The following is a 22274-nucleotide window of genomic DNA, read 5'->3' as shown; positions in this document are numbered from 1 at the left end:
TGTCACTTAAAAATTTGGGTACAGTGTTTTCAATTGACTGGCTTGTGATGGTTTGGCTTGCCCTGTGACATATTCCTCGAGGGCGTCTGCGAGGGCATTGCCATCCCATTGAGTGGCGGCGGCAGATGAGTACATAACCAATTCTGCTTCCATCAGCAACTGCGTCAAATGAGGGTTGTCTGCCAAGCGCTTAATGTCGTCGGTACCACGGATAGTGCCGTCGCCCCAACGGTGACGCGCCCATTCCAAAAGGTTGGCTTGTAATGTGCCTAGGTGATTATTACGGCAGCCGTTGATCAGTGCTTCATAGGCTTGTGTTTCGTTGCCATGAGAGAGTGGGGCAAACTCTTGTAATGTAGGGACATCCTCGTTGTTGGCGTCCTGCTCACGGCCCTTTCGACGCAGCCATAGCCATGTGCCTAAGCCAATCAAACCAATGCCGATCAGGCCCGCGGCTAAGACGCCTTTCCAAGCCCCGCTACTGTCATTCGCAGGCTGAACCACCACTTCTAGTGGGGCAGGCGAGTCGTTGTCTGGTTGCGTTGCCTGAGTGGCTGGCGTTGAGCGCTGCTTGGCTAGTGAAATCGGAGCCACTGACGTCGGTTGCGGTGGTAGATTAGTAACCTCGCTGCTACCACCGTTCGCGTTGGCAGCAGCATTGTTGCTCAAGTCGTTGCTGTTAGTGGCATCCGCCGTACCAGGTAGGGGAGCCACGTCGATCACAGGCGCTTTCGCGCTAGCGGTTTTGATACTGCGTGAGGTGGGGTCCCAATAGGTCACGTCTACAGTCGGTAGCTCGAGCGGGCCTGATTGTGTGGGCACTACTTCAATCCGCATCGATTCATGTCCCGATACGCCACTGATGGATTTATTGGTATCAAAATTGGGCGAGGTCGGGTACAGCTTGTAAGCACGAGTGCTGGCAAAATTGAGCGTCGGCAGTTGCTCTCCCAATACGCCTTGGGCGGTGATGTCTATTTCCCAAATTAAGGTGTCGCCTACGCGCGGATTGCTGACAGTATTGCTGATATGGGAACGCACCGCCACGGCGTCGGTAGGCAGCCAGTTGGAATTACCGTAAGACGCAGGGATGGGCAGCACGTTGAGTGTAATGGGCGTACTTTTGACATTAATTTTACGGGTGCCATTACGGGTATTGACTAAGGCTTCCACACTCTGATTATTCAATTCAAGCATACCGCTGCGCTGTGGGAAGGCCACATATTCACGGGTCATCACTTGGTAAGAGGTGCCATCAATGTCTTCGTAACGCATTTGATCGTCGACTAGGCGCTCGGTCAGCAAGTTAGGGTGGTTGGGCATCGACAGGCTGGCATTCTGCAACGCCACGGCGGTATACAGTTCTAGCGTGATGAGCACTTGCTGTTGCACATAAGGTTCGCTCTTATCGGCTCTGAATTTGAGCATAACCAAAGGGTTGCCGTTACGGTCGGTCATCTGTTGCGCTGGCTTCACTTCAAGAAACAGTGGTTCGGACGCTTGGTCGCCGACTTGAATAGGCGGGATTTGGAAGTTGCCAATGGCTTTTGGCATTAGGGTGACGACCCAAAAATTCAGCGCTTGGTTGGTGCCAAGGTTAAAGCTGAATTGGCTGTTTTGGCTACGTCCTAAAATTTCAAAGTCACGCTTCAAGGCAGACAGATCAGGGCCATTGCCGGTGTTTGGAAAGTCGGTGCGAATGGTCAGTTGCACCACTTCGTTTTCAGCCACCACATTTTTGTCTAGGGCTGCGGTCACTTGGTCGGCGTGGGCGACATTGATTAGGCACAGTGCCATCAGCAAGGCACACAGCCATTGCAACGCCTGTTGTGGTAGATGTGTTGAGTTGGCTACCATGGTTGTCGCCCTTCCTCTTGATTAAAGCGGTTTTCATTGCGTCGTTCTTGATGCAGATACCACAGCTTGCGTTGTAACAAGGTTCCTGGGTCGTCTTGGATTTGACGTAACCATTGTTCTAAAGCTTGCTGCTGTTCCATGTCCATTGTGTCCGCACTTTGAGCGTCTGCCTCTGAGTGCGTATCTGGTTCACTTTGATTATCCCGCTTTTGGGGATTATTGTCTTGTTTTTGCGGTATTTTGTCTGACTCAGGCTCGCCATTCTCGGGTGAGGACGACGGATCATTCTGCGCTGAGCCATTGTCAGGTGGTGACGTTTCGTTCTGTTGGTTCTGGTTTTGCTGCGCTTGCTCTTGTGCTTGCTGCTCTAACAGCTGTTCAATGTAGTCTAAATTTTCTTGTGCCTGTTTTAGGTCTGGCTGCCGAGACAGGGCTTCCTGGTAAGCGTTAGCCGCGCCTTCAAGGTCCTCTTGCAGGGCCAGTGCATTGCCTAAATTGTAAAAGTCGGCGGCGCTAGAGGCGAGGGGTAACAGGGTATTGCTGGTACTGTCGTAGGCCTCATTGGCGTAATCGCTGGCGGCTTTCCAGCGTGGGTCGTGGAACCATTGTGAGGCACTTTGCCAATCCCCTTGGTTAAACGCTTGCTGACCTTTTTGGTCATCCGTTTTAAACCAATCAAGAGGCGCTGCTTTAGCGTCTTGCATGGGCATTGCAAACGTCATCAGTAACATCAGCACATAGCCACCGCGGAACTGCCACAGCAGCCAGGCTAAGAAGGGGAGGGCAAACCAATGGCCCTGTTCCTGCCATGTGATGCCGCTAAATTGCGATTTGGTTGCTTCTTGCGATGGGCGGATATGGCTACCGACACGAGCTAACTCTGCAAGTGACGCTTGGTGAGAGTAGTAATGTCCGCCTAGCTCTGTGGTGGCTTGCTCAATTTGCTCAAGGGGCACTTTGGGGATGGCGGGGATACCTTGATGGCGCAGAATCTGGCCGTCAGGCAGTTGAATGGTGGCGCCGTCAGCCGATCCAATGCTGATGACTTCAAGGCTAATGTTGGCTTCGCGTACCTGAGCCATTTGCTCGATGTCTGAACGACGGATGTCATCGGTCAGTACGACGAAACTGGTATAGGGCGCATCATCCGCGTGAATAAGCTGTTGTGCTTGCGCTAAGGCGCCGGCCAAATTGCTGCCATATAGCGGCATGATCAAGGGGTCGAGGGCGACTAGAAAATGGGTCAAGGTTTCTCGGTCTTGCGTAAAGGGACTCACCACGTAGGCGTCGCCAGCGTAGGCAATCAGTGCCATTTCGCCTTCTAAGTCGCCGCGCAGGATATCGCGCAAGATTTGCTTCTCACGGGTCAGTCGATTGGGGCGCATATCGGTGGCATACATGGACAATGACTGATCGACAATAAACACTGTCTTTTGGTTTGGGCTGTACAGCTCGGTTTCCGTTTTGCTAAAGCTGATGCCGGATAAGCCAACAAAAAGCAAGCTGACACTGATCAGGCCGAGCCATTTCTGGGGCTTGTTCTGCCCTGCTGAATGGGTCAAATAGGGGATCAAGTGCTCTGCAACGGCGCTTTTCAAGGCTTTGTCAGAGCGTTGCCAAGTGAGCAGACTGGCCAGTAACCAGATGATGGGGATAAACAGTAGCCAAATAGGGCGATTGAAATGCAGCCAATCATACAGACTCATGATGGTCTCCTAAGATTGAATCGCAAACGCCTCGTGGCAATCAAAGCCAAGCCAAACAGGGCCGCAGCCGCTAGTCCTAGCCAATGAAATAAGGTGGTTTTCGGGCGCTGTAGGATGTCATCGGAAGGGGTTGGCTCCAGTTGTTCTAACACCTCATACACTTGACGCAGTTCATGGGTGCTGCGGGCGCGAAAAAACTGACCATTGGTCAAGGCGGCGATGTTGGTCAGCAAGGGCTCGTCTAAGTCGCTGGAAGGGTTGATTACTTTGGGACCAAAGAAACCCTGGACCGTCATTTGCTCCGCGCCAATGCCAATGGTGTGGATGGTGACGCCTTCACGTGCCGCGATGTCGGCTGCTTGCAGTGGGCTAACGCGCCCAGCCGTATTCGCGCCATCGGTCATTAGAATCAGCACTTTTTGCTCTGCAGCTTTGTCTTGCAAACGTTTGATGCCTAAGCCAATGGCATCACCGATGGCGGTTTGCTCACCGGCAAAGCCAATCTGACTTTCTTGTACCAGTTGATTGATGGTGTTCAAATCGTAGCTTAACGGCGCTTGTAAATAGGCTTTGCTGCCAAACACTATGATGCCGATGCGATCACCACGGCGCGCCTGAATAAATTGCGCCAATACTTCTTTCGCCGCCGACAGACGATCGGCAGGCTGATCGTTTAGCGTCATATCGGAAATTTGCATGCTGCCAGATAAATCTAAAGCAATCAGTAAGTCCCTGCCGGTTGGCGGGATGCGCGTGGCTTCTCCAAGCCATGTGGGACGACTGATGGCGGTAACTAGGCACAGCCAAGCTAGGCATAATAACAATAGTGCGAATTTACTTTGTGTGGTGCTGCCGTTGTGCCCCGCGTTTTCTAATAAGGTGCTATGGCGCCAATATACAGGTGTTGCATTGTTTTGATGGGGCTTTTTAAACCACCAAGCAAGTAACGGTAAAGGGAGCAATAACAGAGCCCAAGGCCATTGTAAATCAAGCACGGTGCCCCCTTATCCAAGCTTTGGTGACGCGCAGCAGTGCTTCACGTTCGTCGGCACTTAATTGACTATTAGGCTGATAGATGGCGCTGGTAAAGCAAGCTTCATACACTGCTAGTTTGATTTTAGATCGCTTGTTGTGCCGATCGAGAATCGGCAGCAGCTCGCTGGTCGGGATACTGACCAGCTCCTGTTTACCTTCGGTCATCAAACAACGCTTGATTACACTGAGGCACAATTCGATGAGCGCTTGGTCGCTCAGTTCTTGGGTCTGTGACAATTGTGCCAGTGCCTCCCGACGATAGGCACGTTGTCGATGACGGCGTACTAAGCTGAACACGAGCAAGGCGAGTAATAAGATTGCGGCCGCCACGACCAGCCAAAACCACCAAACGGGTGGCCACTCAGGGATGGCTTGCGGCAGCATGTAAGCTTTGTTGGGCAGCTCAATGGTCATCGACATCAATGAATGACTCCACGTAACAGCAGCTCTCGAGCAATGGCCACTGGCGAATCGTCGACACTAAAGGTTAAATGCAAAATGCCTAGACCTGATAAGTATTCGTCTAACCGTTGTCGCTGCTGCTGGTGACGAGACTGCGCTTGCTGCTTTTGTTGAGTGTTTACTTGAATTGCTTTCGAGCCGCTACGGTGGGCGAACAGATACTCACCGTCTGGCAATTGAAAGGTGTTAGGGTCGTCAACGGCAAGCCAATGCACACGGTTATGTTGCGCTAATTGCGCAAACGCCGCTTGACTGTTGTCGGCTACAGACAGCTGGTCGCTCAAGACAATCACTGAATAGCCACGTAGATGGGCCAAATGGGGCAGGCTAAAGACAGGTGAACACTGCTCTCGTTGCTCGATAAGTGTGCTCTCGGCCAATTGCTGACCAAATTGTTGCCAATCTCGAATGATGGGGGTCAGCTGTGCTGTGCCAGCGTGCACGGCCAGCCCCACAGGTTCACGTTGGGCATAGCAGCGCCAACTGATCAAGGCGGCGAGTTGTGCCAAGCGCGTGCTGATAAAGGTGGTCTGAGTGCCGAAATACGCGTCTGTGGATAAACTTAACACCACCAGCGTACGGTGCTCGCTGTCTTCGGTGTAAATTCGCGTATGGGCTTCTCCGGTGCGTGCGGTGACGCGCCAATCAATGTGGCGCGCTTCATCGCTGATGGCATAGGGACGAATCTCATGCAGCTCTAAGCCATGGCCCTTTTTCTTGCTCTGTAAGTTACCCGCCAATAGATGCGAGCGCGGCATGTTGCGCGCTTGCCCTAAGGCCTTGGCGTAACCGCCTAGGGCAAGGATCTGTTCGCTGCTAAGCTCAGGTGACGGTGGGATAATCAACTCATTCATGGTTTAAAGTACAGGGACTTTGGCTAATAACATATTGATTAACTGATCATTACTGAGGTTCTGCGCAATGGCTTGGAAAGATGGCACAATGCGGTGACGGAAGACATTGTGGACCACCGCGCGGACATCGTCAGGGGTAACATAATCGCGTCCGGCAATGACTGCGTGAGCACGTGCACAGCGGTCCAACGCCAAGGTCGCACGAGGGCTGACGCCGTATTCAATCATGGCCGCCATTTTGCCCTCGTCCTCGAAATATTTGTCTGGATGGCGTGTGGCCATCACCAGGTGCACAATGTACTGTTCAACCGCATCGGCCATGTAAATGTTAAGCGCCGTTTTTTGCAGTGCGGCGATGTCATCCAGTGTCACCACCGGGGCTGTGGTTGCCCCACCGCCGTGTTTGTCTTGTTCGCGGATCAGGTGTAATACCTGCAGCTCGGTTTCAAGATCCGGGTAATCCACCTGAATTTTCATTAGGAAACGGTCGAGCTGCGCTTCGGGGAGCGGGTAGGTACCTTCCTGCTCGATCGGGTTTTGTGTGGCGATAACGAAGAACAACTCGGAAAGTGGGTAAGTGGCGCTGCCCACGGTAATTTGGCGCTCGCCCATGGCTTCCAATAAAGCGGATTGCACTTTGGCGGGGGCGCGGTTGATCTCGTCCGCTAACACGATGTCGTGCATGATGGGGCCCGCGGTAAATTGAAACTGGCCGCTATGCTGTTGGTAAATATCGGAACCGGTCACGTCCCCAGGCAACAGGTCAGGGGTAAATTGAATGCGCTGAAAACTGGCTTGGATGGCATTGGCTAACGCTTTGGCCGCCGTGGTTTTGGCAATCCCTGGTGGGCCCTCCAACAGTACGTGACCTTTGGCGATCAGTGCCACCAGCAAATCATCAATTAAAGCGCCTTGTCCGACGATCGAATGATTTAAGTGCTCTTTAAGACGTTCAATTACTGCTTCCATACTACTGTAAGCCCTTATACTGCTGTCAAAATACCCGTCAAGCCAATATAATAACCAGCATCGTATCTAAGTTTAAACCTCTTCTTGATCAAGAAGTTCAAGAGAGCGTTGTGTGTAAGGCATGTCATGGCAAAAGTTACTATAGACGTAAGTCTTCCAGCTTATAAATACAAGGAAATGTATCAAGGCTCAATGAAATACCTCGTGGCGCGCAGTCGAGATGGACGCATGATTCAACTGCCATTATCGATCTTTCAGCGCTTTGTCACGCACAAAGGTGTTTACGGTGCCTTTGAGGTCGAGTTTGATGAAAACAAAAAACTCGTCAAAATAGATAAAATTCTTTAATCCCCTACAACCCCACAGATCATTAGGCTAACTCATATGTATAACTTAGCTCGTTCGCTACTGTTCAAATTAGACCCTGAAGTATCCCATGAATTATCGCTGGATGTGTTAGGGGCGTCAGCACGCTTAGGTTTGACGTCACTGTATGCCCATGAGGCAGCGGCAACACCAGTGAATGTCATGGGCATTGAGTTTCCCAATGCAGTGGGCTTGGCGGCGGGTTTAGATAAGAACGCAGATGCCTTTGAGGCATTGGGTGCGCTGGGCTTTGGTTTTGTTGAAGTGGGTACCGTGACGCCAAAGGGGCAGTCTGGAAATCCTAAGCCACGTCTTTTCCGTTTGCCTGAACATGAGGCCATCATCAACCGCATGGGCTTTAACAACAAAGGCGTGGAACACATGGTGTCGCGCATTCGCCAGCATCAATTTAAAGGCGTGCTCGGGGTAAACATTGGTAAGAACCTAACGACCTCGGTGGAAGATGCGGCGTCAGACTACCTAACTTGCTTGGAGCAAGTGATTCCCTATGCCGATTACATCACGGCGAACATTAGCTCGCCGAACACACCTGGACTGCGTTCGCTACAGTTTGGGGAAAGTCTCGCGCAATTGATTTCACCATTGGTCGAAGCGAAGAACCGCTATGCCGCTGAAAATGGTCGTACGGTGCCACTGGCCGTGAAAATTGCGCCAGATATGAGCGACGATGAGATCAAAATGGTGGCGGATACCTTGGTTGAGCAAAAAGTCGATGCCATCATCGCCACTAACACCACCTTGTCTCGTGACGCCGTGGCAGGCCACAAATACGCGACCGAAGCGGGCGGTTTAAGTGGCGCGCCAGTGAAAGATGCTTCAACGCATGTGGTCAGCGTACTGTGCGATCATTTACAGAGCGAGCTGCCAGTCATTGGTGTGGGTGGTATCTTGTCCGGTGCGGATGCGGTGGAAAAACTGCAAGCCGGTGCTAAGCTGGTACAGATCTATTCTGGCTTTATCTACCGTGGCCCTGAGTTGGTGCACGAAGCGATTGCTGCCACGGATGCTTACATTCGTAAAAATCGTCTAGGCAAATAAACACAAAAAGGCCAGTCGATTGACTGGCCTTTTTGTTAGAATAGGGTTTAGTTGTTTTACTGAGAAAAACCTGCGGCTTTATAAGTTCCGTCGACAGGGGTGAGACCATCCCACATGTCACCTCGACCTTCTCGCCAGCCTGCTAACCAATCAGGACGAGCGGACGAATGACATTGCTCTGAAAGGGCTTTCGATTTGCCAGCCATGCCAGCTCGGTAGCCACGTACATACGCTCTTTGATGAAGATCTCGTTTTTGTTTCTTCATAAATACGTTCCTCTCAGTTCTCTTTTCAATGTAAGTGAACTTTAATTAATAGATGAGTGAGCGGCGTTTGTCTAAAAACACTTTGCTCTAACGAAATTCAAAAATTCACTTAAAAGTAATAAAGATGACACACGATTCTGAACAGACTCCTAGCGACGCTAGTGTACAACCAATATCGCTGGAATTGACTTGCCCAATTGGCTTGGAAAATATCCTTGAAAAAGAGCTGCATGATCTGGGGTTGACCGAAACGCGCCTAGGTGAAGCTCAGGTGAAATTGACGACTGACTTACGCGGCATGTATCTAGCGTGTTTGTGGTCGCGTGTGGCGACGCGCGTAATGATGCCGTTGACGAGCTTTAAAATTGACAGCGCAGATGATCTGTATCAAGGCGTTGCTGCTCTGGAATGGTCCGAGCACATGAGTGCCGACAGTACCATTGCAATAGACTGTCATGGTACTAACCACTCCATTCGTAATACTCAGTTTGGTGCGGTGCGTACCAAAGATGCCATTGCTGACTACTTTATGAAACGAAGTGGTCGTCGTCCTAGTGTTGAAAAACAAAACCCAGACCTGCGCATCGCGCTGAAGATCAAACGCGATCAAGCGGTGCTCAGCTTGGATATGTCCGGCGAAAGTATGCACCGTCGTGGCTACCGTCAGCAGGGCGCTATGGCGCCGCTGAAAGAAAACTTAGCCGCCGGTCTATTGCTGCGTGCAGGTTGGAGCAAAGATTGTAAGTTCCAACAACTGGTGGACCCCATGTGTGGTTCGGCGACGTTCTTGGTGGAAGCCGCGCTGATTTCTTTGAACATTGCACCTGGCGCCCGTCGCCAATATTGGGGCTTTAAAGGCTGGAAGCAGCACGATCACCGTATGTGGCAGCAGCTGAACGATGTTGCGAAAAACGAACGTGTTGCGCCTGAAGACCTAAGCGTGTCTTTCCAAGGCACCGACCGTGAGCAAAAAGCCATCGCAGCGGCTCGTGAAAACATTAAACGCGCAGGACTATCCGGCATTGTGAAGGTTGAAATGTCTGCTTTCCAACAGCATGAGTTTAACTGGGACAAACAGCCGACGTTGATCATGGTCAACCCACCTTATGGTGAGCGTTTAGGGGACGAGATGGCGCTGGTTGCCTTGTACCGCCAGCTGGGCGATTGGGCGATTGAACACGCGTCGGAAGGGGAAATGATGCTGTTGACCAGCAGCGAAAACCTTGCTCGTCAAATACCGATTCGCCCTGAGAAAAGCACCCGAGTATTAAACGGTGGTTTGGAGTGTCGTGCTTACCGTTTCCCAATTGCAGAAAGCCACATCAAAGCTGGCAGTCGTGAACAAGTAGGTTTGTCCTCTGGTGCGCAAATGGTGGTTAACCGTTTGCAGAAAAACCAGAAGAAGCTGCGTAAGTGGTTGGATAAAGAGAAAGTCACTTGTTACCGTGTCTACGATGCGGACATGCCGGAATACTCGGTGGCGATCGATATCTACAATGATTGGGCACACGTGCAAGAGTACCAAGCGCCTAAGAGTGTTGACGAAAACAAAGCACAACAACGTTTATTTGAAGCGGTTTCAGCCATTCCATTGGCACTGAATATTCCTGAGACGAATGTGGTCGTTAAACAGCGATTACGTCAGTCAGGTAAGAATCAGTATGAAAAAGTCGATCAGCAGCAGCACGAAATGATCGTCGAGGAACACGGTTGTGATTTCATTGTTAACCTGAAAGACTACCTGGATACAGGCTTGTTCTTAGATCACCGTCCAGTACGTAAGCTGATTCAAGATAAAGCCAATGGCGCACGCTTCTTAAACCTATTCTGTTACACCGCCTCGGCTTCTGTGCATGCAGGGCAGGGTGGAGCGAAGAGCACTCTAAGTGTCGATATGTCCAATACCTACACGGAGTGGTCACGTCGAAACTTGGAACTGAACGAATTCTCTGAGCGCGACCACAAAGTCGTGCGTGCGGACTGCTTTGAATGGTTACGCAATTCAGAGGATGAGTTCGATTTGATCTTTATGGATCCGCCAACCTTCTCTAACTCTAAAAAAATGGCCGGCGTATTGGATATTCAACGTGATCACGTGGATCTGATCGACCTTGCTATGGCGCGTTTACATAAAGATGGCGAATTGATTTTCTCGAACAACTACCGTCGCTTTGAGCTGGATCCAGCACTCAGTGAACGCTATGAGGTGAAAGACATCACTCGCCAGTCGCTTGACCCGGATTTTGAGCGTAATCAGAAGATTCACCAATGCTGGGTTTTGCGACATAAATAGTAGATAAAACTTTTCCCCATTAATTCGGATGGCCTTGGTCGCTGTGGCTAGGGCAATCTGGATCTTATAAAAGTAGTAGAGACTATGAGCAAAACGTATCGTTTAGTGATCAGTTGCCCAGATCGAGTTGGTATCGTAGCGGCTGTGAGCCAGTATTTGAATGAGCGCAATGGTTCGATTGTTGAAGCGAACCACCACACTGGTCCCGAGCAAAAATGGTTCTTTATGCGGCATGTCATTGATGCCGAGAGCATGACCGTAGATCTTGAAACCTTCCGTGCGGAGTTTGCCAAGATTGCCGCAGAGTTCGACATGGACTGGTTTATTAACAGCAGTGAAGATAAGCCCAAAGTGATGCTGATGGCGACCAAAGAGTCCCACTGTCTGAACGACTTATTGCATCGCTGGCACACGGGTGAGTTGCAATGCGATATCGTCGGTGTGATTGCCAACCATGAAGATTTGCGCTCTATGGTGGAGTGGTACAAGATTCCGTATCACTGCATCAATGTGCCAAAAGAAGACAAACTACCCGCCTTTCAAGCGATTGAAACAGCCATCGATGAGTCCGGTGCCGATACCATCGTCTTGGCGCGTTACATGCAGATCTTCCCCGAATACCTGTGTGAGAAATACCGCTTCCGTGTGATCAACATTCACCATAGCTTCTTGCCATCTTTTATTGGTGCCAAGCCTTATCACCAAGCGGCGGTGCGTGGGGTGAAGTTGATCGGCGCTACCTGCCATTATGTGACGGCTGATTTGGATGCGGGGCCAATCATCGAGCAAGATGTGATCCGTGTTCGTCACAGCCATTCGGCGACAGATATGGTGCGTTTGGGCAAAGATATCGAAAAGCTGGTGCTGTCCCGTGGTTTGAGTTATCACATTGAAGATCGTGTGCTAGTGCATGGCAACAAAACGGTTGTGTTCGCACAGTAACGGCCAAAAAGGGTAAGTTTGGTGCAATCCGCTTGCCCTTTCTCTTCAATAACGTCCTGTTATCCGATTTTTTGTCTATAGTTACCTCAGTAAATCAATTAGTTTGGTTGAGGGTGACGCGATGAAATTGAAATTAACACCAACTCAAAACCTTTGTGTCGGGTTTCTCGAGACAGGTTTCGAACTGATCCAGGTGGATGATCAATATTTCTTTGTGAAGGGCAAACGCCGTCAGAAAGTCTTACCAAAAACATTGGAAGCCTTAGTCAGTCGTGGCGCATTACAGCACACTGATGATGGTAATTATGAACTCAGTGATGAGTTTAAAGAGCATCGTAAAGAGATGCGTTCAATGGTAGAGCCCAAACATACCCGCCATTAACTGAATGGCGGGCAGTTCTTATGGATCTTACTGCAAGGTTGAGGATGCAGGAGTAAACAGATTAGCCACGGCATTTTGCAGTGCTTGACTGGCATGGTCAGAGCGCAAAATATGCCAGCATTCGGTGCGTGTTTCTGGCTGTTGAGTCAGTTCTGCAACAATGTGTTTGAAGCCCAGTTGGCTATCATCACGGTGCGCCAGTTTTTCCAAAATAATACGCAATAGTTGACCTTGCTCCGCCACCCAGTGCGGACATTTCGCCACCAAGGATGCGATCAATTCCAGTTGCTCATCGTCACAATGGCTGATATCCCCTAGCATGGTAAACAATGGAATAAATAGCTCCGTGACAAACTCAGTGCGAGCGATGGCGCGTACAAAGTGGGCGGCATCCGCAGTGGATACAGTGTCAGATAGCATTTGTTCGCACACTGCTTTGACGACTGCGTCACTTTGCACGTGATGTTCGAGAGCATGACATAGGGGAAAGCGCACTTCATTCGGGGCTTGCTCAATAGCGGTGACAATCACGCTGTCTAGGCTCTTATCGGTATTGCGCGCGGCCAAATCGGCCAAGCCTTGGATGCCTAATTGATTCCAAGTGTCTTCGCTGTGCAAATCATCGCCCTTCAAATAGTCCAGTACCGCTGAAAAGTACTGCGATGGCGGTTGCTTAAGGTCGCGTGCAAGGATCGCATGGAAGCTAGCCAGGCGGTCTTGATCCGGCTGGAAGGCATAAGGGTTGTCTTCAAGGGCTTCTTGAACCCCTTGTTCAGCGCCTTTGTGCAGGATTTTATCCACGATGGTCTTAATAAAGTGATCGCGGGCGCCAAGGTTGAGGCAGCCAGACTCGTCTAACGGTAAACGTAAGAACCACACCACTTGGCCATCATTTGTTTGTGCTTGTTGTTCGGTGAGTACACAGGCAAGCCAAGCTTGCTTGCGAAAGCCATACGGGTAAACTTGTTGCTTTTTATCGAACTGAATAACCTGTTGTGGCGTGATTTTCGTAATGTAGCGGCCAACGTCGTAAAATGAGGCCTTGCACCCAACGGCACTGAAAAGATCGCTTAATGATTCAATATTTTGCATAGCAGTGATGTGCACCCAAACTGATGTGGATTTAAAAAGCTTCGCATCATACCGTTTTTTAGGAGAGAAATCAGTTGTCCCAATCGATTCAACGTTATACCGAGTTGGCGGATCTTGTATTAGAGCTGCAAATGGCTATGCAAGCGGCACAAGTATGGGAAACGAAGGCGCCGTCTAGCGAGGCGCTGGCGTCAGAACAGCCATTTTGTATTGATACTATGACGTTCGAGCAGTGGTTGCGTTATGTGCTGATTGAGCGCTTTAAGGAAATGATCGAACAGCAGCAGCCCTTACCCCAACGCTGCCATATCTCGCCGATGGTTGAAGAAGCCTTTCGCGGCTTAGAGCCTCAGAAAGTCAAACATCTGATGCTGGTATGTGATGCCTTAGATCGTTTTTTAACCCGCTCGAGCCAATTATGATCTACGCTGGGGCGTCGTTACTGGCCGATTTGGAATGGTTGCTGCAAGAGCGTGAGAGCTTTGTTTGCGATGAGCCTTTGTCTGGGTTCTTACGTCAAGATTGGCGTGCCTGCTTTGAGCGCTTATGCGCCGATCCGACCTCCTTGATTGCCCATATGGCGGCTGCGAAATCCCATTTTTTGGGGACTTACTTTGAGCAGTTATTCTCTTTCGCGGTTGAGCATTTCACTACGCTCGAGGTGTTGGCGGAGCACGAACAAATTCAAACAAACGGTAAAACTCTTGGTGAAGTAGACTTAGTGGTGCGCGACTGTAACGGCCGTGTGCTGCAGTTTGAGATCGCGTTAAAGTTTTATTTAGAGCGCCCCGATCTGTTTCCCAACCATTGGATTGGCCCTAATAAAAATGACAGCTTAGCCAAAAAGGTCAGCCATGCACGTCAGCATCAGTTAGCGATCCTACACACGCCTGCGGGCCAAGAGTGGCTGCAAGAGGCGTCGTTAAGCACGGCTGTTCAGCCCAACTTAATGATCTACGGCCGCCACTTCTATACGCTGTCAGAGCAAGCGTCAGCCTTTTTTTCCCTGGCCAAGCACCACTCTGCTTGGCTAAGGTGTTCCCAACTTTTGACGTTGCAAGGGTATCTGTGTGACTTGCAGGAAGCGAACAAACCGAATTGGATCACTCCTGCAACAGGGGAGAGTGTAACGCAGCAGATCTCTGCGACCTTGCTGCAGACGTTGGCACAGCGCTTTGACGAGGATCCGCGTCCAGTATTGTTCTCCTGTCGACATACAGACGTCGATCGTCAGCACGAGATTTTTTGGTTGTTTGTTTGCCCAGACAATTGGTAGCTATTGAAAATAGCCTAGGCTTCAGGCATAACTATGCGCTAATTATTTTTTTCAAACGTATTTAGATGTCCGACACCGTTGAGTTCTTAGTGCCAAGCCCCAAGAAGGCCGCTTGGGTTATAGATGTCGCACAAGGAACCGTGTCATGGAGTAATGCTATTGCCAAGCAGCGCTTTGGTGAGGCGTTGGGCGTTTGCCGTGACGGACTGGTCTATATCCATCATGAGTTAAAGCATGATTTGGCTCATTTCCTAGCCCAAGCACAGCAAAGTACTTTGTTGTGCTTTCATTGGCTACTACGCGATACCCAAGATGAACTGTATCGCTGCACCGCAACGGTGATCTCGCTAGGGGAGTCACGCCACGGTTTTTCCGTTGAGGCCTACCCTTGTCCTGCTGAAACGGCGCAATATGTACCTCGTAGTTATGGTAATAAAAGCATCCCTGAGCGCTTGAACTCACTCATCCTGATGTCATTCACGGGCGAGGGCGAGAAAGCGTTTCTCAGTTCACGTGCCAACGCATTATTCCCAGAATTACAGAACATTCGTTCTATGTTTGCTGTGCAAAGTGCCGCGCAATACTTTATTGACCGTGTACAGCGTGAGCGTGAGTTTCATCAGGAAATTCGTTTGTCTACTGTTGAAGGGGTGCGCTGGTTCCAACTGGAAGCCCACCAAAACCCGCAAAACGGTCATATTGATATTTATGCGCAAGACATCCAAGAGCTGCGCGACTATGAAGTCCAGTTGTACCGCTTGCAAAATTACGATGGCCTGACGCACTTGCCGAACCGCAGTTTGTTGTACCAACAGCTTGAGATTGCTAAAGCGACGGCCAATAAACGTGAACGTATGTTTGGCGTTATGTATCTTGACTTGGATGGTTTTAAAGTCGTCAATGATACCTTTGGTCATCGCGTCGGTGATCAGCTATTGCAGCAAGTAGCCAATCGCATTAAAACCACCATTCCAACTCGTTCTTGTTTGTATCGCTTAGGCGGGGATGAGTTTGTGGTGGTGATGGAGCATGTACAGGACATTACAGAGTTAGAAGATATTGCGCGTCAAATCAATGAAACGGGCGTACAGTCATACCCCGTTTCTGACATGGAGATGCTGATTACCACTAGCATTGGCATTGCCTGTTACCCCATGCATGGCAGCGATATAGATACCCTATTAATGAACGCCGATGCGGCCATGTATCGTTCTAAAGCCAATGCTCATAATGGCTATCGTGTTTACGAAGAGGTCATGAGTGAAGGCTTCAATGCTTATCTGACACTAGGTGGTGGCTTGCGTAAGGCCATCGAAGAAGGCCAGTTTGAACTGTATTATCAGCCCAAAGTGCGCTCTTTAGATGAGCAAACCGTCGGCGCGGAAGCCCTGATTCGCTGGCATCATCCGGAATGGGGCATGATTGCACCAGATAAGTTTATTCCGATTGCCGAGGAAAGTGGCTTGATTCTGCCATTAGGGGAATGGGTCATTCGACGTGCTTGCCAACAGCTCAAAATCTGGCAAGAGCAAGGTTTGGCTCCGATTAGCTTATCAGTGAATTTATCTGGCCGTCAGTTTCTGCAGCCGAACCTAGTCGATGTGGTGCAACAAATACTCGATGAAACGGACATCAATCCAAAGTTATTAGAGCTTGAGCTGACAGAAAGCATGCTGATGTCGGACGTGCATGGCACCATTAAAAAACTGCATGATTTTCGGGAAATGGGCGTTTCGCTATCCATCGACGATTTTGGCACCGGCTACTCATCGCTGGCGTATTTGAAAAAATTCCCGATCCAAGCGCTGAAAATTGACCGCTCTTTTATCCAAGACTTGGGCATAGATGGTGAAGACGATGCCATTGTTAAAGCCACCATTGCCATGGCGCAAAGCCTGAATTTAAAAGTCATTGCCGAAGGTGTTGAGAACCGTCAACAAATGAGTTTGCTGACCGATTACCAATGTCAGGAAGTACAGGGCTATTTATTTGCTAAGCCGATGTCCTGCACTGACTTTGAAGTCTACCTAGAAAAATTTTCAAACTCATGCTCAGATGAGTGTGCAATCCCTCGTGTAGGCGTCGTATATGGTCCTAAAGCACCAATTAGTAGTGATATAGCGCATTAATTTGCTGCGCTTTTTGGTAACATGCGCGCCATTATATATTTGATTTCCCCGCCGATAATGGAGTCTGAGTGTCTGCTTTAGAACAACTGTGCTGCCCGCTAGATCAATTGCCTTTAATTCGCCAAGAGCGTTCCTTAGTGTGTGCCAATGGTCACGCTTACGACATTGCCAAAACGGGCTATATAAACTTGCTGCCGGTTCAAAAGAAGCACTCAAAAGACCCTGGTGATAGCAAAGAAATGGTGGCAGCACGTCGCGATTTCTTAGCGCAGGGCTACTATGATCCGATCATCGCTGCAATCGTTACTTCCGTTCCAGAAACCTTGAAACGGCTAAGTGAACTACGTTTGTTTGACGCGGGTTGCGGTGAAGGCCACTACTTGCGTCAGATTGTGGCGCAGTTAACGCCGTCCCATAGTATGGATGCCGTCGGTTTGGACATTTCGAAATGGGCCATTACCGATGCCAGTAAGCGCGCTAAAACCATTGATTGGATTGTTGGTAGCAACGCCCATGTGCCCGTGGCAGAAGGGCGCTTTGACTGGGTGATGTGCGCTTTTGGTTTTCCGGTGTTCCCAGAGTTCTCACGCATTTTAGCGGACCAAGGCTGGTTGCTGCTGGTGGAATCAGGCGCGGATCACTTAATCGAACTGCGTCAAATTTTATACCCTGAAATCAAGCCGCATCGTGTGACGTACACAGAGGGTGTCGAAGGCTTTGTTCTGCGTCATGAAGTGGATCAGCGTTTTGCTTTTTCATTGGACAATGGTGAGGACATCGCGCGTCTGTTGGCCATGACACCGCATATTCATAAGGCCTCTTACCAAGGTAAACAGGCTGCGCTAGCGTTACAAAAGATAGATCTTACAGCGGACGTGAAGTTGCGCTGGTATCAGAAGCAAGGAAAAAACCATGTCGAGTAAATTGGGTGTTCTGTTTGATAAAAACCGTGAGTGGGCTGCCAAAGTCAATGCTGAAGACCCGACATTTTTCAATAAGCTTTCAGAGCAGCAAAAGCCTGACTATCTATGGATAGGCTGTGCTGACAGCCGAGTGCCTGCGAACCAGATTGTTGACCTATTGCCAGGGGAAGTGTTTGTTCACCGTAATATCGCCAACGTGGTGGTGCACACGGATTTGAACTGTTTGTCCGTGATTCAATACGCCGTAGACGTGCTGCAAGTGAAGCACATTATGGTGGTCGGGCATTACGGCTGTGGTGGTATCAAAGCGGCGATGGAAACCAAAGAATACGGCCTGATTGATAACTGGTTACGTCACATTAAAGACGTCCATCGTCTGCATAAAGCCGAAATGGACACTTTAACGGATGAAAACGAGCGCTTTGATCGCTTGTGTGAGCTGAATGTCATTGAGCAGGTGGCCAACGTGTGTCAGACCAGTATTGTGCAAAACGCTTGGAAGCGTGGCCAGGAGCTGACCATTCACGGTTGGTGCTACAGCATTAAGAATGGCCACATCACCGACCTTGAGGTCACCGTGTCCTCTGAGGGCGAAGCAGAAACTTGCTTACACACGCTGCCTTAAGGGTGACTGGAGTATAACAAAACGGCGCTGATGAGCGCCGTTTTTTTGTCTTGCACAGTAGGGTTTACAGGTCGGCTTTTTCCGCAATGGTCTTGGCACAGCCTGCAATAGTCGAGCGCAGCCAAATATGGCCTGGGTCGTGTTGCAGTAAAGGGCTCCACAACATCTTAAGCTCAATCGGTGGAATCTCAAAAGGCGGTTCAACGACTTTCACGTTTTGGCTGTCCAGCATTAAACGAGTGGCCAGTGAAGGCAGTGTCGCCACTAGTCCGAGTTGCTCAGTGGAGCGCATGGCCACATTGTAGCTGCGTGTGAACAGGCGAATATTTCGCTTATGGCCCAGTTCTGCAAGGGTGGAATCGACCCAGCCAAGCTTCTGTACCTCTTCTGGTTGGATGCCAACCCCGACACCAAAGCCCGTTTTGCTCACCCAAACGTGTTGTGCTTCAAGGTATTGCTCCAGTGTCATGACCTCGTCAAAGCGATCATCATTGGGCACTAAACAAGAGAAACGGTCGACCCAAACGGACTTCTGGTGGAATGACTGGGGTAGAGTCTCAAAGCGGTTAATCACCAAGTCTACTTTGCCCTTCTCAACATCGTGGAAACTGACATCGCTAGGGTTCATCACGTCCATGATGACGTTTGGCGCTTCCTGTTGCAGTTTTTGCATCAGTGGCGGAATCAGAGTGGCTTCGGCGTAATCACTGGCCATGATGCGAAACACGCGTGAGCTGGAGCCGGCATCAAAGTTATGACCTAAATGCAGTACTTCATCGACGGATTGTAAAATGCTACGCACACGGGGTTGCAGCTGAATAGCCAGTGCGGTTGGCATCATGCCATCGCTGGTACGTACCAGTAATGGATCGTGAAATAGGTCTCGTAAACGACGTAGGCCATTACTCATGGCAGGTTGTGTGATGCCTAATTGATTGGCGGCGTGCGTGACATTTTGCTCACGAAGAAGAGAATCTAGATAACGCAGAAGGTTAAGGTCGATTTTATCGAGCTGCATAAGGAGACCATTTCGACTAATAATGGCCACGCATGATACTGTATTTTTGTCGTGAATAGAACGTGCAGCCAAGCATCGCTTGACCAATGTCGCAACTATCTTTCAGTGTGTTAGATTAGCAGCCCATGAGATTGGCAATGGAGCAGGCATGCGTTTAGAGGTGAGATGTGAAGATCGGGTCGGTATGGCCCGTGAGATACTGGATCTACTGGTCCCTTATCATATTGATATGCGCCGTATTGAAGTAGACAGTCGTGCGGGCTGTCTATATGTAGGGTTTGAAGATCTTGCTTTTAATGATTTGAAGCTGTTGTTGGCGGACATTCGCCGTTTGCGTGGGGTGACCGATGTCAAAACGGTTCATTACACGCCTTCTGAGCGTGAACAGCATGCGCTGCATACTTTGTTAGAGGCCTTGCCTGATGGGGTAGTGGCGGTAGATTTAAAAGGCTGCGTCACCATGGCCACCCACCAAGCGGCGCAGGATCTCGGTGTGGCGCTAGAAGACTTGATAGGCCACAGCTTAAGTGAGTTTATTGCCAGTATTGCCTTTGAGCGCTTGGATTGGCCAGCATTAGGCAGCGGGGTAACCAAGCGCGTTCGGCTCAATGGCCAGCTGCTATTGCTAGAAATGCAGCCCTTCTTTGTCAGTAATGAAAATGCCCTACAAGTCTGCGCCGGTGGTGTGGTGCATATTCGCTCCGCGCAACGTCTAGGGCGTCAAGCCTCCAGTCTGCGCAAAGCACCAGATGCTGAGCACGCTCTACAGGGGTTTCTCAAGCCGAGTCTGACCAAAAGTGCCGTGATGAAACGCTGTTTGGCGTTTGCTAAGGCTTATGTGGCCAATGACAGTCCGATGTTGCTGACCGGAGAGTTTGCGGTTGGCAAGAAGCGTTTATTGGAAGCGATTTTCCAATACTGGCAACAGCAGCATTTGGAGCATGACGCCGTCTTGCGCTTTGTCCCTGCAGCCACCTTAACCCCACAAACCCTACCAGCCCACTTACAGCAAGGGGGCTGGTTAGCACTCTTAGATGTGGAGCTTTTAAGTGATGAATGCCAGCAGCTGTTAATCGACTGGCTTAAAGAGCAGCCCAGTCGACTGTTTCAAATCGAAGCACCGAGCCGAGTGATTGGTGTCTCGCGCCTAGCCGATGAAGCTCTACGTCAACAGGACTGTCTACGTGATGAGTTGTACTTTTTGTTGAGCGCATTTCAGCTGGTGGTGCCACCATTACGGGATCGTAAAGAAGATCTTTTGGGGTTATGTACAGACATTCTAGAAGAGGCCTGCGAACGCTTTAACGACGCGGCGAGTGTCTTGAGTAAGGATGCCTTGGCAACCTTGAAAATGCATCATTGGCCGGGCAATTTAAAAGAGCTGGAGTCCTGTCTTTATCAAGCCCGTCAAGTGGCCAGCCAGGGCGACATTGAAGCACAGGACCTGCCTATTCAAGTCGGTCAAACCATGCCCATTGAATTGATTGATGGTTCATTGGATAAAACGGTGAAAGCCTACGAAGCAGAGGTGCTGCGTAAACTGTATCCGCAATATCCAAGCACACGCAAACTGGCCAAATTCTTAAATGTCAGCCACAGTTCAATTGCCAACAAACTCAAAGACTACGGAATAGTGTGATCAGATCGACAAAGCAAGGCTTTGCTGCCTTGCTTTTAGTGATGGGTAAAACGTGAGAAATTAGTAAGGGTAACGATTCTGACGACGTTGCGGGGCTTTTTTCTCCGTCTCAATCTTGATCGGTTGCGCTTTCATCGTCGGACGAGAAACTAGGTTGATTAGGGAATGTGCCATCCAGAACGCTCCAGCAATGGCCGCGAAAAATAGGGCAAATTCAAACATAATCTTTCTCCACTAGGTTGGTTATGACTCTACTATGGGCCAAACAGCCGAATTCGTAAAGGGGCTTTTGTTGCAAAAACGTAACAAAATCCCCGTCTAAGCGATGGCTCATACCTTACAAATCAAAGCGCTTTTTCAAAAAAAGCGCCACGCCATCTTCATCGTGGTGACCCACGGTGCCTGAGGCTTGTGCTTTGATATGGTTCGGGGCGTTATCGGTGGCATAGGCTTCGTCAGCGATCTTAAACATGGTTAAGTCATTGTCGCCATCGCCAAAGACGATCAAATTAGTGGCATTTAGCTCCTGTTTGAGCTGCTCAATGGCTGAGCCTTTACAGGTACTGTTGTGGTGAATGTCGATCCAGTGGGTTTCGGGATGGTAGATGCCGCCGCCACTGTAGGCCACCAAGTGTTCATGATCATCACAGTTGGCGACAATGGTGCTTAGGCTATCAGGGTGACCTAATGCGCTAATGTTGATGATGCGTGCATTGCTTGGCATCTGTTCAATGTCGCACAACACAATGTTGTGGTGTTTAGATAACTCTTTAAATACCGTGTTGCCATAATGATTGTGGGGCTCTGGGTAGTATACCGACTGGGTACCGTCATCTTCTAAACAAAAGACAAAGGGGGTGACTTCATGGTTGGCGAAAGCTTGCAGGGTACCGTTGATCATCTCAAGATCTAAAATGCCCTGATGACGGTAAACTTCTTGCTCAGGGTGCCACCATTCCACACCATTTTTGTAGATTTGCCACAAAGGGAAAGCATGGGTATCAATACAGGGCGCCGCAGCAAGGTGTGTTCGTCCCGTAGCAATGGTGTAGGCAATACCTGCTTGTTGCATTTTTTCCAATGTGTTGAGTGTGACATCTGATAAGCGTTGTTGCTTATTAAGCAAAGTGCCATCTAAGTCAAATACGACTAAATCCATTCATCACCTCATACCAGCGTTTTTCAAACATATAAAGAATTAGATACAGCTTACGCAGATAATTCAATGTCTGGATCAAAAAAGGGGCGATCAGCGCCTAATGCTGTTCACTTAAGCGAAACAGCATTACGAGATACCGGATATCTTGTCTTTGATTGCTTTACCATGCGGGGCCTATTAGGCCTCGCTTTCTTTTGTTCCAAAAACAAATTACATATCCCT

At 49.7% G+C, this 22274-nt stretch carries 22 protein-coding genes; 11 read left to right on the top strand and 11 right to left on the bottom strand.

Annotation, left to right across the window (positions count from 1 at the left end):
- Positions 1-6 precede the first annotated feature (6 nt).
- The 6 genes from MAQ5080_RS07955 to MAQ5080_RS07930 are packed head-to-tail and all read right to left on the bottom strand — an operon-like array spanning position 7 to position 6883.
- Positions 7-1857, bottom strand: coding sequence for a BatD family protein (locus tag MAQ5080_RS07955; protein ID WP_067208940.1), 1851 nt, complete (start codon positions 1855-1857; stop codon positions 7-9).
- Entirely contained in the window at positions 1851-3563 is a 1713-nt protein-coding gene (locus tag MAQ5080_RS07950) for a vWA domain-containing protein (RefSeq protein WP_067208944.1), read from the bottom strand. Before MAQ5080_RS07950 ends, MAQ5080_RS07955 begins: the two co-directional genes overlap by 7 nt.
- Positions 3560-4558: a VWA domain-containing protein gene (locus MAQ5080_RS07945; protein WP_067208947.1), complete on the bottom strand. Its 999-nt coding sequence runs from the start codon at positions 4556-4558 to the stop codon at positions 3560-3562. The genes MAQ5080_RS07950 and MAQ5080_RS07945 overlap by 4 nt, the downstream gene beginning before the upstream one ends.
- Positions 4551-5018 (bottom strand): DUF4381 family protein, encoded by a 468-nt coding sequence (locus MAQ5080_RS07940; protein ID WP_067208949.1) that lies wholly within the window; start codon positions 5016-5018, stop codon positions 4551-4553. The genes MAQ5080_RS07945 and MAQ5080_RS07940 overlap by 8 nt, the downstream gene beginning before the upstream one ends.
- A complete protein-coding gene (locus MAQ5080_RS07935) occupies positions 5018-5914 on the bottom strand; it encodes a DUF58 domain-containing protein (protein WP_067208952.1) in 897 nt (298 codons plus the stop codon). The genes MAQ5080_RS07940 and MAQ5080_RS07935 overlap by 1 nt, the downstream gene beginning before the upstream one ends.
- A gap of 3 nt (positions 5915-5917) precedes the next feature.
- On the bottom strand, positions 5918-6883 hold the full coding sequence (locus MAQ5080_RS07930; protein ID WP_067208955.1) for an AAA family ATPase: 966 nt from the start codon (positions 6881-6883) through the stop codon (positions 5918-5920).
- A gap of 126 nt (positions 6884-7009) precedes the next feature.
- On the opposite strand from MAQ5080_RS07930, the gene MAQ5080_RS07925 reads away from it, so the two are divergent.
- On the top strand, positions 7010-7231 hold the full coding sequence (locus tag MAQ5080_RS07925) for a DUF2835 domain-containing protein (protein WP_067208957.1): 222 nt from the start codon (positions 7010-7012) through the stop codon (positions 7229-7231).
- A gap of 36 nt (positions 7232-7267) precedes the next feature.
- Positions 7268-8308: a quinone-dependent dihydroorotate dehydrogenase gene (locus MAQ5080_RS07920; RefSeq protein ID WP_067208960.1), complete on the top strand. Its 1041-nt coding sequence runs from the start codon at positions 7268-7270 to the stop codon at positions 8306-8308.
- Positions 8309-8364: 56 nt separating this feature from the next.
- Here the strand turns inward: MAQ5080_RS07920 and rmf are convergent, their stop codons facing one another.
- The gene (gene rmf / locus MAQ5080_RS07915) at positions 8365-8574 is read right to left on the bottom strand and encodes a ribosome modulation factor (protein ID WP_067208963.1); all 210 of its coding nucleotides are present in this window, start codon (positions 8572-8574) and stop codon (positions 8365-8367) included.
- A gap of 124 nt (positions 8575-8698) precedes the next feature.
- On the opposite strand from rmf, the gene rlmKL reads away from it, so the two are divergent.
- The 3 genes from rlmKL (at position 8699) to MAQ5080_RS07900 (ending at position 12191) form a co-directional block, all read left to right on the top strand.
- Positions 8699-10867: a bifunctional 23S rRNA (guanine(2069)-N(7))-methyltransferase RlmK/23S rRNA (guanine(2445)-N(2))-methyltransferase RlmL gene (gene rlmKL, locus MAQ5080_RS07910; protein WP_067208966.1), complete on the top strand. Its 2169-nt coding sequence runs from the start codon at positions 8699-8701 to the stop codon at positions 10865-10867.
- 84 nt (positions 10868-10951) lie between these two features.
- A complete protein-coding gene (purU, locus tag MAQ5080_RS07905) occupies positions 10952-11809 on the top strand; it encodes a formyltetrahydrofolate deformylase (protein WP_067208969.1) in 858 nt (285 codons plus the stop codon).
- Between the two features lie 121 nt (positions 11810-11930).
- Complete coding sequence (locus MAQ5080_RS07900) at positions 11931-12191, top strand: formyltetrahydrofolate deformylase (RefSeq protein WP_067208972.1); 261 nt, start codon at positions 11931-11933, stop codon at positions 12189-12191.
- A gap of 27 nt (positions 12192-12218) precedes the next feature.
- Here the strand turns inward: MAQ5080_RS07900 and MAQ5080_RS07895 are convergent, their stop codons facing one another.
- Positions 12219-13283 (bottom strand): DUF3549 family protein, encoded by a 1065-nt coding sequence (locus tag MAQ5080_RS07895; protein WP_067208976.1) that lies wholly within the window; start codon positions 13281-13283, stop codon positions 12219-12221.
- A 74-nt stretch (positions 13284-13357) separates the two neighbouring features.
- On the opposite strand from MAQ5080_RS07895, the gene MAQ5080_RS07890 reads away from it, so the two are divergent.
- The 5 genes from MAQ5080_RS07890 to can all read left to right on the top strand — a co-directional run bounded on the left by MAQ5080_RS07890 (position 13358) and on the right by can (position 18236).
- Positions 13358-13705, top strand: coding sequence for a YqcC family protein (locus tag MAQ5080_RS07890; protein WP_067208980.1), 348 nt, complete (start codon positions 13358-13360; stop codon positions 13703-13705).
- Complete coding sequence (locus MAQ5080_RS07885) at positions 13702-14559, top strand: DUF1853 family protein (RefSeq protein ID WP_067208984.1); 858 nt, start codon at positions 13702-13704, stop codon at positions 14557-14559. The genes MAQ5080_RS07890 and MAQ5080_RS07885 overlap by 4 nt, the downstream gene beginning before the upstream one ends.
- A 65-nt stretch (positions 14560-14624) precedes the next feature.
- Positions 14625-16688 (top strand): putative bifunctional diguanylate cyclase/phosphodiesterase, encoded by a 2064-nt coding sequence (locus tag MAQ5080_RS07880; RefSeq protein WP_067208987.1) that lies wholly within the window; start codon positions 14625-14627, stop codon positions 16686-16688.
- A 68-nt stretch (positions 16689-16756) separates the two neighbouring features.
- Entirely contained in the window at positions 16757-17611 is an 855-nt protein-coding gene (locus tag MAQ5080_RS07875; protein ID WP_067208990.1) for a putative RNA methyltransferase, read from the top strand.
- Positions 17601-18236: a carbonate dehydratase gene (gene can / locus MAQ5080_RS07870; protein WP_067208993.1), complete on the top strand. Its 636-nt coding sequence runs from the start codon at positions 17601-17603 to the stop codon at positions 18234-18236. Before MAQ5080_RS07875 ends, can begins: the two co-directional genes overlap by 11 nt.
- Before the next feature lie 64 nt (positions 18237-18300).
- Here the strand turns inward: can and MAQ5080_RS07865 are convergent, their stop codons facing one another.
- Entirely contained in the window at positions 18301-19254 is a 954-nt protein-coding gene (locus MAQ5080_RS07865; RefSeq protein WP_067208997.1) for a LysR family transcriptional regulator, read from the bottom strand.
- Between the two features lie 148 nt (positions 19255-19402).
- Here MAQ5080_RS07865 and MAQ5080_RS07860 point away from each other — a divergent pair, with 148 nt between their 5' ends.
- Positions 19403-20893, top strand: coding sequence for a TyrR/PhhR family helix-turn-helix DNA-binding protein (locus tag MAQ5080_RS07860; protein WP_067209000.1), 1491 nt, complete (start codon positions 19403-19405; stop codon positions 20891-20893).
- 60 nt (positions 20894-20953) lie between these two features.
- On the opposite strand, the gene MAQ5080_RS17400 is transcribed toward MAQ5080_RS07860, so the two are convergent.
- Together MAQ5080_RS17400 and MAQ5080_RS07855 are read right to left on the bottom strand one after the other, a co-directional pair.
- Positions 20954-21115, bottom strand: coding sequence for a hypothetical protein (locus MAQ5080_RS17400; protein WP_156496549.1), 162 nt, complete (start codon positions 21113-21115; stop codon positions 20954-20956).
- A gap of 115 nt (positions 21116-21230) precedes the next feature.
- A complete protein-coding gene (locus MAQ5080_RS07855) occupies positions 21231-22052 on the bottom strand; it encodes an HAD-IIB family hydrolase (protein ID WP_067209003.1) in 822 nt (273 codons plus the stop codon).
- Positions 22053-22274: the final 222 nt, after the last annotated feature.

Origin of the sequence: Marinomonas aquimarina (assembly GCF_900089755.1) — a bacterium.
In the GTDB taxonomy this organism is placed as follows: Bacteria; Pseudomonadota; Gammaproteobacteria; order Pseudomonadales; family Marinomonadaceae; genus Marinomonas; species Marinomonas aquimarina.
Note: the sequence above shows the minus strand (reverse complement) of the source record. Positions and strands in the feature narration are given on the sequence as shown.